The organism is Kitasatospora viridis, from assembly GCF_007829815.1.
In the GTDB taxonomy this organism is placed as follows: Bacteria; Actinomycetota; Actinomycetes; order Streptomycetales; family Streptomycetaceae; genus Kitasatospora; species Kitasatospora viridis.
On sequence record NZ_VIWT01000003.1, the window covers coordinates 332162 to 344513 of the forward strand.

At 72.0% G+C, this 12352-nt stretch carries 17 protein-coding genes; 4 read left to right on the forward strand and 13 right to left on the reverse strand.

From position 1 onward, the window contains the following. Window positions 1-25: 25 nt before the first annotated feature. The 8 genes from FHX73_RS31940 to FHX73_RS31975 form a co-directional block, all read right to left on the reverse strand. On the reverse strand, window positions 26-1012 hold the full coding sequence (locus FHX73_RS31940; protein ID WP_145909428.1) for an ornithine cyclodeaminase family protein: 987 nt from the start codon (window positions 1010-1012) through the stop codon (window positions 26-28). A 22-nt stretch (window positions 1013-1034) separates the two neighbouring features. Beyond that, the gene (locus tag FHX73_RS31945; RefSeq protein ID WP_145909429.1) at window positions 1035-1628 is read right to left on the reverse strand and encodes a prephenate dehydratase domain-containing protein; all 594 of its coding nucleotides are present in this window, start codon (window positions 1626-1628) and stop codon (window positions 1035-1037) included. 24 nt (window positions 1629-1652) lie between these two features. Next, on the reverse strand, window positions 1653-2648 hold the full coding sequence (locus tag FHX73_RS31950) for a branched-chain amino acid transaminase (protein ID WP_211786398.1): 996 nt from the start codon (window positions 2646-2648) through the stop codon (window positions 1653-1655). Further along, entirely contained in the window at window positions 2645-4069 is a 1425-nt protein-coding gene (locus FHX73_RS31955; protein ID WP_145909430.1) for a phenylacetate--CoA ligase family protein, read from the reverse strand. The genes FHX73_RS31950 and FHX73_RS31955 overlap by 4 nt, the downstream gene beginning before the upstream one ends. A gap of 41 nt (window positions 4070-4110) precedes the next feature. Continuing rightward, window positions 4111-4527, reverse strand: coding sequence for a DUF2000 domain-containing protein (locus FHX73_RS31960; protein ID WP_145909431.1), 417 nt, complete (start codon window positions 4525-4527; stop codon window positions 4111-4113). Between the two features lie 126 nt (window positions 4528-4653). Next, the gene (locus FHX73_RS31965) at window positions 4654-4947 is read right to left on the reverse strand and encodes a Dabb family protein (protein ID WP_145909432.1); all 294 of its coding nucleotides are present in this window, start codon (window positions 4945-4947) and stop codon (window positions 4654-4656) included. 22 nt (window positions 4948-4969) lie between these two features. Continuing rightward, complete coding sequence (locus tag FHX73_RS31970) at window positions 4970-5851, reverse strand: menaquinone biosynthesis protein (RefSeq protein ID WP_246214009.1); 882 nt, start codon at window positions 5849-5851, stop codon at window positions 4970-4972. Next, on the reverse strand, window positions 5848-6192 hold the full coding sequence (locus FHX73_RS31975; RefSeq protein ID WP_145909433.1) for a chorismate mutase: 345 nt from the start codon (window positions 6190-6192) through the stop codon (window positions 5848-5850). Before FHX73_RS31975 ends, FHX73_RS31970 begins: the two co-directional genes overlap by 4 nt. A 447-nt stretch (window positions 6193-6639) precedes the next feature. Here FHX73_RS31975 and FHX73_RS31980 point away from each other — a divergent pair, with 447 nt between their 5' ends. Then, window positions 6640-7761 carry a DNA glycosylase AlkZ-like family protein gene (locus tag FHX73_RS31980; protein WP_145909434.1) on the forward strand — a complete coding sequence of 374 codons (1122 nt, stop codon included), beginning with the start codon at window positions 6640-6642 and terminating at the stop codon, window positions 7759-7761. Between the two features lie 54 nt (window positions 7762-7815). Here the strand turns inward: FHX73_RS31980 and FHX73_RS31985 are convergent, their stop codons facing one another. The 4 genes from FHX73_RS31985 to FHX73_RS32000 form a co-directional block, all read right to left on the reverse strand. Next, on the reverse strand, window positions 7816-8142 hold the full coding sequence (locus FHX73_RS31985) for an antibiotic biosynthesis monooxygenase family protein (RefSeq protein WP_145909435.1): 327 nt from the start codon (window positions 8140-8142) through the stop codon (window positions 7816-7818). Between the two features lie 19 nt (window positions 8143-8161). Beyond that, complete coding sequence (locus FHX73_RS31990) at window positions 8162-8629, reverse strand: hypothetical protein (RefSeq protein WP_145909436.1); 468 nt, start codon at window positions 8627-8629, stop codon at window positions 8162-8164. Between the two features lie 148 nt (window positions 8630-8777). Continuing rightward, the gene (locus FHX73_RS31995; protein ID WP_145909437.1) at window positions 8778-9107 is read right to left on the reverse strand and encodes a branched-chain amino acid transporter permease; all 330 of its coding nucleotides are present in this window, start codon (window positions 9105-9107) and stop codon (window positions 8778-8780) included. After that, window positions 9100-9747 (reverse strand): AzlC family ABC transporter permease, encoded by a 648-nt coding sequence (locus FHX73_RS32000; RefSeq protein WP_246214047.1) that lies wholly within the window; start codon window positions 9745-9747, stop codon window positions 9100-9102. The genes FHX73_RS31995 and FHX73_RS32000 overlap by 8 nt, the downstream gene beginning before the upstream one ends. 167 nt (window positions 9748-9914) lie before the next feature. Here FHX73_RS32000 and FHX73_RS32005 point away from each other — a divergent pair, with 167 nt between their 5' ends. Then, a complete protein-coding gene (locus FHX73_RS32005) occupies window positions 9915-10373 on the forward strand; it encodes an Lrp/AsnC family transcriptional regulator (RefSeq protein WP_145909439.1) in 459 nt (152 codons plus the stop codon). Window positions 10374-10438: 65 nt separating this feature from the next. Further along, entirely contained in the window at window positions 10439-11200 is a 762-nt protein-coding gene (locus FHX73_RS32010; RefSeq protein ID WP_145909440.1) for a hypothetical protein, read from the forward strand. A gap of 36 nt (window positions 11201-11236) precedes the next feature. Here FHX73_RS32010 and msrA read toward each other — a convergent pair whose 3' ends face one another. Beyond that, entirely contained in the window at window positions 11237-11746 is a 510-nt protein-coding gene (msrA, locus tag FHX73_RS32015) for a peptide-methionine (S)-S-oxide reductase MsrA (protein WP_145909441.1), read from the reverse strand. 131 nt (window positions 11747-11877) lie between these two features. Between msrA and FHX73_RS32020 the strand changes: the two genes are divergently transcribed. Continuing rightward, window positions 11878-12351: an NUDIX hydrolase gene (locus FHX73_RS32020; protein WP_145909442.1), complete on the forward strand. Its 474-nt coding sequence runs from the start codon at window positions 11878-11880 to the stop codon at window positions 12349-12351. Window position 12352 lies beyond the last annotated feature (1 nt).

Consider the following 12352-nt stretch of genomic DNA (forward strand, 5'->3'; position numbering starts at 1 on the left):
GGTCCGGCTTGGTCTGCCGGGTCCGTCAGTCGAGCTCGAAGCTGCGGCCGAGCCCCCGCTCCTTCGCCGCCCGGGCGATGGCGAAGCCCGACATGATGTCCTGCACGCCCAGGCCGAGCGACTTGAAGACGGTGACCGCCTCCCGGTCCGGCCGGCCCGGGTGCTTGCCGAGCAGCACCTCGCCGAGCTCCGCCAGCACGTGGTCCGGGCCGATCAGGCCCTGCGCGAGCGGGGCCCGCAGGTCGCCCGACTCGGCGGCGGCCGACTCCCGGCTGTCCACGAACCAGGCGGCCTTCGCCACCGCCTCGGCGCTGAGCTCGCGGTGGTCGATGAAGGAGGCGCCGACGGCGTTGAGGTGCACCCCGGGTGCGAGGTCCTCGGCCCGCACCAGCGGCTCCCGGGAGGCCGTCGTGGTGCACACCAGGTCGGCGCCGGCCAGGGCCAGGGCCGGGGTGTCCACCACCTCGACCCCGATGCCGAGCTCGGCCCGCGCCCACTCCCGGTAGGCCTCGGCGTTCGCCCTCGTGCGGCTCCACACCCGCACCCTGCGCAGGGTCCTGACGGTGTGCATGGCCTCCAGGTGGCTGCGCGCCTGGACGCCCGAGCCGAGCACCGCCAGGTCCCCGGCGTCCGGGCGGGCCAGCGCCTCGGTGGCGGCGGCCGAGACCGCGGCGGTGCGGATCGCGGTGACGGCGCCGGCGTCCATCAGGGCGAGCGGGGCGCCGGTCTCCGGGTCGAAGACCAGCACCACGCCGATGTGCAGGTCCAGTCCCCGGGCGGGGTTCTCGGGCTTGAGGACCATCGCCTTCAGCCCGTACCCGCCCAGGTCCTCGCCGCCGACGAAGCCCGGCATGGTGCCGAGCAGGCCGGTGTCCTGCGCCGGCCGCAGGATGGTGCGCAGCGGCAGCTCGGCCTGGCCGCCGCTGTACCGGCGCATCGCCTCGGCCATGGTGCGCACGGCCAGTTCCATCGGGTAGACCTCGCGCACGGTCGCGCGGTCGATCAGGAGCATCGCGGGCTGGTCCCTGTCTCTGTCAGGCCGACGTGTCGGCCAGGGCGAAGACCGACCAGAGCATGCGGATCGGCCGGGTGCGGGAGATGAACTCCAGGGCGTGCGCCTTGGCCGCCGGCTGGGTGGTGAGCGCCAGGTCGGTCTCGCCGCGGCGCGCCTGGTCGGCGGCGGCGCTGGTGGAGGTGGCGTAGAGGATCTCGGCCACCGAGTAGTCGGCGGGCAGCAGTTCGTCGACCAGCGCGACGGGCGCCGGGTGGGTGGCGATCCGGGCCCGGCGCGGGATCCGGTGCCCCGGGGAGGCCGCGATGCCGTAGTGCGGGGTGTCGAACAGGAAGGCGCCGACGAACCGCAGGCTGGGGTCCATGTAGAAGCTGTGGATGCCCGCGTAGGCGTTGGCGATGACGACGTGGCTGACGGTCCGTTCGCGCAGCGCCTGGCCGGCCGTCTCGTAGGTGTTGTAGAGGTGGATGGTGGGCGGCCCGGCGGGGCCCCGGTCGGCCCACAGGTACAGCGCCGCCTGCTCGCTGCTGGTGCCGGCCGGTCCGAGCGTGCCGATCCGGTCGACCGCCGGTCCGTCGGAGAGTGCGGTGTCTATCCAGCCCGGTTCCTGAATCATGCGGTCCCCCTGCGACTGTGGTGATCAGGCTTCGGCGGAGCCGACGGCCTGGAGCCAGTGGTGGTAGCGCGAGTGCCGACCGCGCACCACGTCGTGGTAGGCGGTCATCAAGGCGGTGGTCAGCGGTCCGGGGCTGCCGCTCCCGATGGTCCGGCCGGCGATCCCGATCACCGGGACGATCTCGCTGCCGGTCCCGGTGAGGAAGACCTCGTCGGCCTGGAGCAGGTCCTCGCGGCCGAGGTCGCGCTGGTCGGTGCGGGTGTCCAGCAGGTCGGCGGCCAGGGTGATCACGGTGTCCCTGGTGATCCCCTCCAGCAGGTCCGCCGTGACCGGCGGTGTGACGAGCCGTCCGCCGATGACGGCGAAGACATTGGAGGTGCTGGCCTCGGCGACCTGGCCGCGGCTGTTCAGCAGGATCGCGTCCTGGTGGCCGCCGGCCCGCGCCTCGTCCACGGCCAGCGCGTTGTTGACGTAGCCGCCGGTCACCTTCGCCCGGACCGGCAGGGTGTCGGACTGCGGCCGGCGCCAGGAGCTGATCGCGCAGCTGATGCCGCCGCGGTCGGTGTAGGAGCCCATCCGGAAGGCGTTGATCGACAGCGCGTCCGAGACGCCCTGCAGCTGCACCCCGGGCGGCGTGCCGGGCAGCAGCGCCCGCTTGTACGCCAGCGGCCGGATGTACACGTCCCCGGTGGAGCCGGTGCGGCGCAGCAGTTCGGCCGTCAGCCCGGTCAGCTGCGCGGCGTCGTGCCCGACCTCGATGCGCAGCGTCCGGGCGCTGCGCAGCAGCCGCAGGTAGTGGTCGTGGCCGCGGAAGACGGCCAGCCCGCCGTCGTGCTGGGCGTAGGCGCGGATGCCCTCGAAGACGCCGGTGCCGTACTGCAGCGCCTGCGTGGTGACCGGCACCTGGGCCCGCTCCAGCGGCACGAACTCGCCGTCGTGGTAAGCGATCGCGGCGATGGCGGGGGTTGCCGAGGGGGTCGTCCCAGGAGTCGCGGCGGGGGCCGGTGCGGCGCTGGTCACTGGGCCCTCCCGCCGGCCACGGCGAGCGCGGCGGCGCGCTCGGCGTCGGGGGCCGACTGGCGCCGGTCCTCCACCCGGGCCGCCTTCCAGCTGACCATCGCGCCGGTGGTGGTGACACCGCCGATCGGGCCGTACTGGACCCGCAGCGGCACGTCCAGCCGCTCGCGCACCGCGGCGGCGATCGCCTGCTCGTCGATCCGCGCGTCCTCGGCGGTCGGCGGGAGTTCCAGATGGAGCGTCAGTTCGTCCTGCCCGTCCACGGCGTCGATCACCACCTGGTAGTCGAGGTAGCCGCGCGGCTGGGCGAGCAGCAGCTCCTCCAGGTCGTAGCCGCTGATCCGGCGGCCGCCGATCACCAGCACGTCGCGGGTCCGGCCGAGCACCTCCAGCAGCGGCGCGGGCAGGGTGCGGTCGGCGCCGGCCGGGCTGAGCCGGACCATGTCGCCGGTGCGGTAGCGGACCAGGGGCTTGCTGCCCCGGTAGAGGGCGGTGATGACCAGCTCGCCGGTGCGCACGCCGTCCGGGCCGGGCTCGACCGCCAGCCCGGTGTCGGGGTCGATCACCTCGTACAGGTTGAGCAGCGGCGCCGTGTACAGGCCGCCGTCGGCGCCGGCCGCCCCCATCACGGAGGCTTCCTGGGAGGCGTAGAGCGCGTTGTAGGCCCGGGCCCCCCAGACCTCGCCGATGTTCTCCAGCAGGCTGGGCGAGGCGAGTTCGCCGGTGCACATCAGCACGTCGATGCGGAAGTCGCGGCGCGGGTCGAGGCCCGCGGCGTACGCCTTCTTGGCCAGCGACAGGGCCATCCCCGGGGTGCTGAACAGGCCGGTGGCCGGCAGCACCCGCAGGGTCTCCAGCGCCCGCTCGTAGCCGACCATCGGCGAGTGCGGCCACATCTTGGCCACCGCGTGGCCCAGGTTGCGGCAGACCTCGCCGAAGGTGTCGCCGAACGCGTGCAGCTCGGTCGGGCCGGAGACGCCGATCACCTGCTCGTCGCCGTACTGCCGCAGGACGGTGTCGTAGTAGACCGTCAGCGCGGTGTTGTTGTGCAGCGAGTCGGTGTTGTCGCGCGGGCAGGGCGTGCTGCGGCCGGTGGTGCCCGTGGTCTCGTAGAAGATCCAGGCCTTGGACAGCGGGAGCGACAGCACGTCCTCGAACTCGCGCCGCAGGTCGTCCTTGGTGGTGAACGGGATCGCGGCGAGCGCCTCGGGGGCCAGCGACTCGATCGCCGCCGGGTCCACCGAGGCGAGGTGCCGGGCGTAGAACTTGGAGTGCTCGCGCACGTAGGAGATCGTGGCCCGCAGTTCGGTCAGCTGATGGGCCGCCAGATCGGCCTCGCTCCACTCGCCCGCCGCGTAGGAGCGGTGCCGGTCGCGTATCTGCCGGGCGGTCCGGTCGAGTTCCTCGTTGAAGACTGTGAACATGATCCCTCGTGTCGGTGCGTGGGTCGCCTGCGGCGACCGGGTCAGCGGTAGAGCGGCAGGCTCCCGGTGAGCTTGTTGACGGCGGCCTTCGTCCCGCAGACGGCCACCCCGATGTACGGGAGCTCCTCCGTGGGCAGCTCGGCGGTGCGCTGGGTGTACTCGTCGTAGGTCCGCGAGGACTGGGCCACCGCCGTGAAGTCCACGACGAAGACCTCGGGCAGTGCGGCGGCCCGCAGCACCAGGTCCCTGAGGTCCTCCGCGGTGCCCTTGAGGATGGGCAGCGGAATGGCCGTGATTCCCGTGTGGGAACGGCCGTCACCGTCCTTGACCTCGTCCCCGATGATGCCGTCGACGAACCGCCCGACGGAGAGGGAGAGGGCCGCGACGGTATTCATCGCCAGGCCGGTGGCGAGGTCGCGGTCGATGACGATGGCGCACTTGTCGTAGTTCTGGCTCACTTGTTTCTTTTCCTTGTTCCTGAATCACTGTCCGATATTTCGGATCAGCAGTCCGGCATTTCGGGTCGGCGCCGGAAGCCGAATTCCCCCGCGGGTCCACCCGGATTCCCCCAGGGTTTCCCCGATTCACTCCACGACGTCGGCGATGACCCAATCACTGATCTCCCGCCAGAGCCGGATGGCTTTCTGGTGGAACTCGTCGACGAGATAGCGCTCCAACGCGTCCTCGTCGTCCATCAGGCCGACCGCGGCGAAGTCGTAGGCCACCGGGCGGGTGGATATGTTGCGGCCGACCCGCCATTCGCGGAGTTCCGGAACCTCGCCGCCCACCTTGACCGCGATGCGTTCCGCCTCCTGGGCCCGCGGGTCCTCCCAGGAGATTCCGTCCTTGAACTTGAACAGCACGATGTGGCGGATCATCTCACCCTCCGTGGATCGTCACTCACAGTTCGCCGCGGGCCGCGGCGCGGCGCGCGAACTCCCGAACCGCCGTCAGTTGCCGGTCGCCCAGCGAGTAGTCGAGGACCCGGTAGTAGTCCCGCAGCACCCGCTCCTCGACGGCCGGCCCGGGGCCCTGGGCCGACTCGCGGGCCGCGGCGGCCGCGACCTCGGCCGGGTGCGCGCGGGCCAGGCCGACCGCGTCCGTCAGCGCCTCGCCCAGCTCGCGCACCCGGTCGGGGTGCGCCTGCGCGTAGTCGCGGCGCACCGCCCAGACCGCGAACACCATGGGCAGGCCGGTCCAGTCGCGCCACAGGGCGCCGGCGTCGGTGATGGTGAGCCCGGGCCGGGCCTCGGCGTGCAGCCGCAGCGCGTCGTCGCCTATCACCACCGCCGCGTCCGCCGTGCGGAGCATGGCGTCCACGTCCTGGCGCTCGGCGCGGTAGACCGGCCGCACGCCCACCGCGTCCTCCAGCAGCATCCTGGCCAGCAGCGTCGTGGTCCGGCTGGTCTCGGACAGGGCCACGACGCGCCCGTCGAGCAGCTCGACCGGACCGTGCGAGACCACGTGGCAGGAGTGCACGGGGCCGTCACTGCCGATCGCCACACCGGGCAGCAGCTCCAGCTCGTCGGTGTGCCGCAGGTACCGGGCGAGGCTGACCGGACTGACGTCCAGTCGGCCCGCGAGGAGCTCCTCGGCGAGCCGCTCCGGCGGCGCCGACAGCGTGCTGAACCGCGCGGCGGCGCCGCCGGCGGCGAGCCCCCAGCGGAACGGGACGCAGTTGAGGAAGGAGATGTCGCCGAGCCGGAGCCCCGCACCGCGCAGCTCCGGCGCCCCCGGCCCCTGCTCGGTGCGGGCACGGGCGGCGACGCTGGGCACGGTCACGTCCCGCGCCGTTCGCCCTCGGCCGCGGGCGCCGGCTGTGCGGGCACCTCGAAGGCCGCGTGCAGGGCGCCGCGGCACAGGTCCAGGATCCGCGCCGCAACATCGGTGCCGACCGGTCCGAGCCCGGTGCGGTAATGCTCCAGGACGGACATTTCCCGTGAAAGGACGAGCCGCGGCCCGCCCTCTTCCGCGCGCACCTGCTGGATCTTCCGGGAAATCAGTGCTCTGCGCTTGATGCTTTCGATGATCTGGTCGTCAAGGGCGTCGATGGTCGCCCGCTCGTTCTGGATCCGGTCATCGGCACTCGTGCCGAGACTCGCAGCGGAGCCGTTCGTGTTCACGCCACTTCCCCCTCAGGTGGCTCGCGGACCAACTCTGCTATGCGGGATCAACATAACGATACGTCAGCTACCGGGGGCAAGTCCTACCGGGGGCGATCTCGGATGCCGAGACGGGCCGACGGACACCCGAAGAACGATCAAGATCACCCGCAAAGCGCGGGGGCCGATAGCGGGGTGACCGGTCACACTGTCTGAGCATCGGATTTGCCGAAATTTCTCAGGTCACCGGATACCCGAACGTACGGTCGGCATACTCGCACCGGGCGGCCCGGAGGCGGTGGAAAATTCACGAACGGGCTGGTGGGAATTTTATGGAAGCGTTAATTCCGGTATCCGTGTGTAACAAGTGTTCGTCTTCAGTCGAGCGGGATGGAGATGCATATCTGCATGCACCCGTGGCGCCCCGGTGTCAGGGGCGGTGTCGGTGGCCCTAGCTAGGGTCGCCCGATGAGCACCCCCGAGATCGACCGGACCACGGCCCGCCGCCTGGCCGTCCGCGCCCAGTTGCTGGACGCCGACCAGCCGGCCGACGAACTGCTCCCCGTGGTCCGACAGTTGACGCTGCTGCAGCTCGACCCCACCGCCGCCGTCGCCCCCAACGCCGACCTCGTCGCGTGGAGCCGGCTCGGAGCCGCCTACCGGACCGAGCAGCTGCCGCAAGCACTGGAGCGGGACCGCACGCTGTTCGAGTACCGGGCGATGGTGCGCCCGATGGCCGATCTCCCGCTCCTCCTGCCGGAGATGGCCGCCTGGGCCGCGCCCGGCGCCGACCGGCGCGGCAAGTACGCCGAGTGGCTGCACGCCAACGACGGCTTCCGCCGCTACGTGCTAGACCTGCTGCGCGAGCGCGGCCCGCTGCCCTCGCGCGAGATCGAGGACCGCAGCGCCGTCCCCTGGCCGTCCACCGGCTGGACGAACAACCGCAACGTCACCCAGCTGCTCGAATTCCTCGCCGCCCGCGGCGAGATAGCCGTCTCCGGGCGCGTCGGGAAGCAGCGGCGCTGGGACCTGGCGGAGCGGGTGTACCCGGCCGTCCCGGTCCGCCCGGCGAGCCCGGCCGAGCTGACGGCCCATCAGCGGGACGCGGCCGAGGCCCACCGCCTGCGCCAGGAGCGGACGTTGCGCTCGCTCGGCATCGCCCGCGGCCCCGCCGTCGGCGAGGCCGGCCGACCGGTCCGGGTCGCGGGCACCCGGGGCGTCTGGCGGGCCGACCCGGAGCAGCTGGACCAGCTGGCTGAGCGCCCGTTCGCCGGACGGACCGCGCTGCTCTCCCCCTTCGACCGGCTGATCCATGACCGCAAGCGGATGGCCGAGCTGTTCGAGTTCGAGTACAAGCTGGAGATGTACGTCCCCCGGGCGAACCGCCGCTGGGGCTACTTCGCGCTGCCCGTGCTGCACGCCGACCGCCTGGTCGGCAAGGTCGACGCCACCGCGGACCACCGCGCGGGGCTGCTGCGGGTGCACGCCGTGCACGAGGACGAGCCCTTCGGCTCGGCGCTGCGGGCCGCCGTCGACGCCGAACTCGCGGCGCTGGCCCAGTGGCTGGGCCTGGCCGGGGCGGGCGCCTGACCGGGACGGGCGGTCACACGCCGGTCCCGGTCAGGCCGAACGGTTCACACAGGCTCAGGCGTCCTTGGCGCCGGCCTGCTGGATCACCTCGAAGGACCAGAGCGTCGAGCCGGAGGCGGCGGGCTTGGGCTGCTCGCCACCCTGGCCGCCGCCCTGGTGGGCCGCCTTCATCGGGCCCTCCAGCCACGCCTGGAACGACGCCTCGTCGCGCCAGCGGGTGTACACCAGGTAGGTGTCCGTGCCCTCGACGGGACGGAGCAGCTCGAACCACTCGAAGCCGTCGGAGTTCTCCACCGCGTGCGCGCGGGCGGCGAACCGCTTCTCCAGGGTCTCCCGCTGCTCGGCGGGGACCGTGAGTACGTTGATCTTCACAACAGACATGCCCCCATCCTGCCGCACCTCACGCGCTCCGTCGGAATGCACCTCTGAGAACGACACAGGTTCCAGCCAGACCGAGTCCCTGGATGACTGCGATCTCGCTCATCGGGAGCAGGACGGAATCGGAGAACAGGAAGATCATGAGCGCCAGCAACCCCGACGGCACCAACGTGAGCAGGGACCCCGCGACGGCGACCGCATGAGCCGACCGGGCGCCGGCCCGGAGCATCAGGGCCGACACGAGCCACAGCAGAGCGCAGGCTGCAGCGGGCAAAGCAGCTATGAGGACCAAGCTCAGAACCATCCCGCAGGCGCGGTTCTCGGGGTCCTGGTCGCAACTGGCGGAAGCGGCGCTCCAGATCAAGTAGGCCACGTATGCAGCCCACGCGAGCGCGCAGGCCAGCATCAGGCGCCGGCCGGACTTGACTGCCTGGCCGCGAGGTTCGGAGATGAGCGATGCAGTGGGTCGCAGGTCCGGAGCTGACGTCATGTGCCGTGATCGTACGGCTAGACGTGGCGTCTATGTGAGTCGCGTGACACAGTCTTTGATCTTGACTACGCTCATGCCCCCATCATGCTCCAGCCTCGGGTGAGGATCGGACAAGGGGCCCTTGGTCGGCCCGGCCCGGTCAGCTGGGTCAGCCCGGGAAGACCGTGCTCGCCAGCAGCACGCTGGCCGCCGTGCCGCCCAGGATGCTCAGCAGTGCGTTGCGGCGCCACAGGTGGAGGCCGACGGTGACGGCCAGCGCCGCCAGCGGGGCCACCGCCCGGTGGTCGGCGAGCGAGAGGTCGCGCAGGCAGTAGACGCACAGGATCACCATCACCCCGGCCGGCATCCGGGCCCCCAGGTACCGGACCACCGGGCTGGCCCGCAGCGGTGCCAGGACGGTGAACGGCAGGGCGCGCAGCGCCCAGGTGACGGCGGCCGAGACGGCGACGGCCAGGATCAGGTAGCGGGTGTCAGGCATCGCGGTGCGCCCTCCGGTCGGTGGTGAGGTAACGGATCATCAGGGCGGCCGCGAACAGGCCGAACGCGACGGGCAGCAGCTCCCCGGGGCAGACCAGCCGGGCCGTCAGCGCGCAGAGCAGCGCGATCAGCGGGGTCGGCAGGTCGCCCCGGCGCTCCCGCACGGCGTCCAGCGCCAGCACGGTGAACAGGGCGGTGAGCGCGAAGCCCAGCCCGGTGACGCTGTCCGGCACCACCGCGCCGAGCAGCGCGCCGGCCGTGGCCCCGCCGACCCAGTACACCTGCATGAACACCTGCAGCCAGAGCAGCCGCTCGCCCGGCCAGTCCCGGGCCCGGGCACCCGTCGCCAGGGCGTACGACTCGTCGTTCAGCGCGAAGGTGCTGTACGCCTTGCCGAGCCGCCCGCGGACCCGCTCCAGCGGGAAGGAGAGCGCGTAGAAGACGTGCCGCAGGTTGACCAGGAACGCGGTCAGCGCGACGGTGGCCAGCGGTGCGGCCGCGAGCAGCAGGCCGACCAGCAGGAACTCGAACGAGCCGGCGTAGACCACCGCCGTGGACAGGCTCGCGCTCCACCACGGCAGTCCGGCGTGGGTGATCAGCACGCCGAGGGCCAGGCCGAGCGGCACCAGGCCCAAGCCCACGGAGGCCGAGTCCTTCAGGGCCGGCAGGGCCTGGGACGGCGGCCGGACCGAGGGGTTCGGGGCAGCAGGAAGGGTGTCGCTCAGGGCGACCGAAACGGCGGGCATGTCGCAACTTTAGACAATTGTCCGCCTCATATGGTTGCCGAAGATTCCCGTACGATGGGGCTGTGAGCAATGAAGTGAGCCTCGATGCGATCGACCGCGACATTTTGTTCCACCTGCGCCAGGACGGCCGGCTGACCAACGTCGAACTCGCCAAGCGGGTCGGCCTCACGCCGCCCCCGTGCCTGCGCCGGCTCAAGCGCCTGGAGGACACCGGGGTGATCAGCGGCTACCGCGCCGTCATCAACCCCGAGGCGCTCGGCCACGGCCTGGAGGTGATGGTCGACATCGAGGTCTCCGCCAACGACCTCAAGACCATCGAGACCCTGGAGGAGACCCTCACCTCCTACGAGGAGGTGATCGAACTGCGCCGGATGTTCGGCCGCCCCGACTACTTCCTGCGCGTCGTCGTCGCCGACCACGCTGCCTACAGCGCCTTCCTCACCAACCGGCTCACCGGGCTGCCCGGCATCCTGCGGGTCGAGTCGCACCTGACCATGAAGACCGTCAAGTCCGCCGACTGACCGCCGGACCGGCCCGAACCTGCGATCGTGGGAGCCCAGACGGCGACGGAGCGCAGGGGGCGGGAATGGCGGACGTACTCAGGTTCGGGGCGGGGTTGGCCCGGTTCTTGGAGCACCGGGGGCTCGCCGTCCCGCAGTTGGCCGAGCGGGCCGGGCTGGGCGCGGGCCAGCTGCGGGCGGTGCTGGACGGGGCGGAGCCGGGCGATGCGGCGCTGCGGGCACTGGCGGGAGCGCTGGGGCTGCACGCCGTCGACCTGTTCGCGCTCGCGGGCGTGGCGGCCCCGCAAGACCTGGCACCGCTCGACCCCGGGGCGCGGCGCTCCGTGGAGCACCTGGTGGTCGACGCCGTGCGGTGCCCCGAGGCGCAGCGGCTCGAACTGCTCGGCCTCGTCCGGGCGGTGCCGCAGCAGCGGCGGCCCGCCGAGTTCGAGCTCGGACCGCTCGCGCCGGTCTCGGGCGGCCCCGGCGGCGCGGTCATCCGGATGCTGCGGTACCGCAACCTGCACCTGACGGGGATGGCGAAGGTCCTGGCCTTCACCACGCCGACCTACCTGTCGGCGGCGACCTACGGGGTCATCGGCCGCGGAACCGAGGAGCTGACGCCCCGTCGGATCACCGACTTCGCCGCCGTGCTCGGGTTCGACGCCCGCGAGCTCGCCGCCCTGACGGGCGTCGAACTCACCGCGGAGCCCGAGCCGCCGTACCCGGCCGCCGAGTACGCCGCCGGGCTGCTCTGGGCAGCCCGGCGGCTCTCGGCGGCGCAGGCGGAAGAGCTGGCCGGGACGGCCCGGGCGATGGCCCGGGCGCAGCGCAACGGCGGCGGGTGACCGGCCACCTACCCCCGATCACCCGGCGGGCGCGGCTCAGGCCGACTCGCGGGCCGGCAGCTTCCAGTTCGGGCGCGGGAAGTGGCAGGTGTACCCGTCGGGGTAGCGCTGGAGGTAGTCCTGGTGCTCCGGCTCGGCCTCCCAGAAGTCGCCGAGCGGCTCGACCTCGGTGACCGCCTTGCCGGGCCACAGCCCGCTCGCGTCCACGTCGGCGATGGTGTCCACGGCGACCCGGCGCTGCTCCTCATCGGTGTAGAAGATCGCCGAGCGGTAGCTGCTGCCGATGTCGTTGCCCTGACGGTCGCGGGTGCTCGGGTCGTGGATCTGGAAGAAGAACTCCAGCAGCGTGCGGTAGCTGATCCGCTCCGGGTCGTAGCTGACCTCCAACGCCTCCGCGTGGCCCGCGTGGTTGCGGTAGGTGGCGTTGGGCACGCTGCCGCCGGTGTACCCCACCCGGGTGTCCAGGACGCCGTCCTGGCGCCGGAACAGATCCTCCATGCCCCAGAAGCATCCGCCGGCGAGGACGGCCTTGCGCGTGGTGGTCATCTCATACCCTTTCGATCGTTACTACCTCACCGACGCGAACACCGTTGACCACCGTTTTCATCCTTCGCGCTCCACCCCGGTCCGGGCGCCCGCCCGGCCGGGCACCGACCATCCCCAGGAGGCCCGCTCCCATGGGCGGCAGAACCGAGTACTACGGCGATCCGGCCGCACCGGCGGCCAACTCCCTGGTCCCGGCGAGCAACCTGCTCGTCCAGGACCAGGACGGCGCGATCCTGCTGCAACGCCGACGGGACACCGGCCAGTGGGCGCTGCCCGGCGGCAAGCAGGACATCGGCGAGTCCGCCGCCGACTGCGCGGTGCGCGAGTGCGCCGAGGAGACCGGCATCAAGGCGGAGATCACCGGCTTCCTCGGGGTCTACTCCAACCCGGCCCACATCGTCGTCTACAGCAGCAACGGCGAAGCCCGCCAACAGTTCGAGGCCGTCTACCTCGGCCGCCCCCTCGGCGGCACACCCACCGTCAACGACGAGGCCGACGACGTCCGCTGGGTGCTGCCGGCTGACCTGGCCGCGTACGACATCCACCCGAGCATGCGCCAGCAGATCGGCGACTACCTCAGCGGCCGCTACCCCTACCTGGGATGAT

Excerpts from the sequence above, each read along its gene's own strand:
- FHX73_RS31940 (WP_145909428.1), bottom strand. The coding sequence starts at position 1,012 with ATGCTCCTGATCGACCGCGCGACCGTGCGCGAGGTCTACCCGATGGAA.
- FHX73_RS31945 (WP_145909429.1), bottom strand. The coding sequence starts at position 1,628 with ATGATTCAGGAACCGGGCTGGATAGACACCGCACTCTCCGACGGACCG.
- FHX73_RS31955 (WP_145909430.1), bottom strand. The coding sequence starts at position 4,069 with ATGTTCACAGTCTTCAACGAGGAACTCGACCGGACCGCCCGGCAGATA.
- FHX73_RS31965 (WP_145909432.1), bottom strand. The coding sequence starts at position 4,947 with ATGATCCGCCACATCGTGCTGTTCAAGTTCAAGGACGGAATCTCCTGG.
- FHX73_RS31980 (WP_145909434.1), top strand. The coding sequence starts at position 6,640 with ATGAGCACCCCCGAGATCGACCGGACCACGGCCCGCCGCCTGGCCGTC.
- FHX73_RS31985 (WP_145909435.1), bottom strand. The coding sequence starts at position 8,142 with ATGTCTGTTGTGAAGATCAACGTACTCACGGTCCCCGCCGAGCAGCGG.
- FHX73_RS31990 (WP_145909436.1), bottom strand. The coding sequence starts at position 8,629 with ATGACGTCAGCTCCGGACCTGCGACCCACTGCATCGCTCATCTCCGAA.
- FHX73_RS31995 (WP_145909437.1), bottom strand. The coding sequence starts at position 9,107 with ATGCCTGACACCCGCTACCTGATCCTGGCCGTCGCCGTCTCGGCCGCC.
- FHX73_RS32010 (WP_145909440.1), top strand. The coding sequence starts at position 10,439 with ATGGCGGACGTACTCAGGTTCGGGGCGGGGTTGGCCCGGTTCTTGGAG.
- msrA (WP_145909441.1), bottom strand. The coding sequence starts at position 11,746 with ATGACCACCACGCGCAAGGCCGTCCTCGCCGGCGGATGCTTCTGGGGC.
- FHX73_RS32020 (WP_145909442.1), top strand. The coding sequence starts at position 11,878 with ATGGGCGGCAGAACCGAGTACTACGGCGATCCGGCCGCACCGGCGGCC.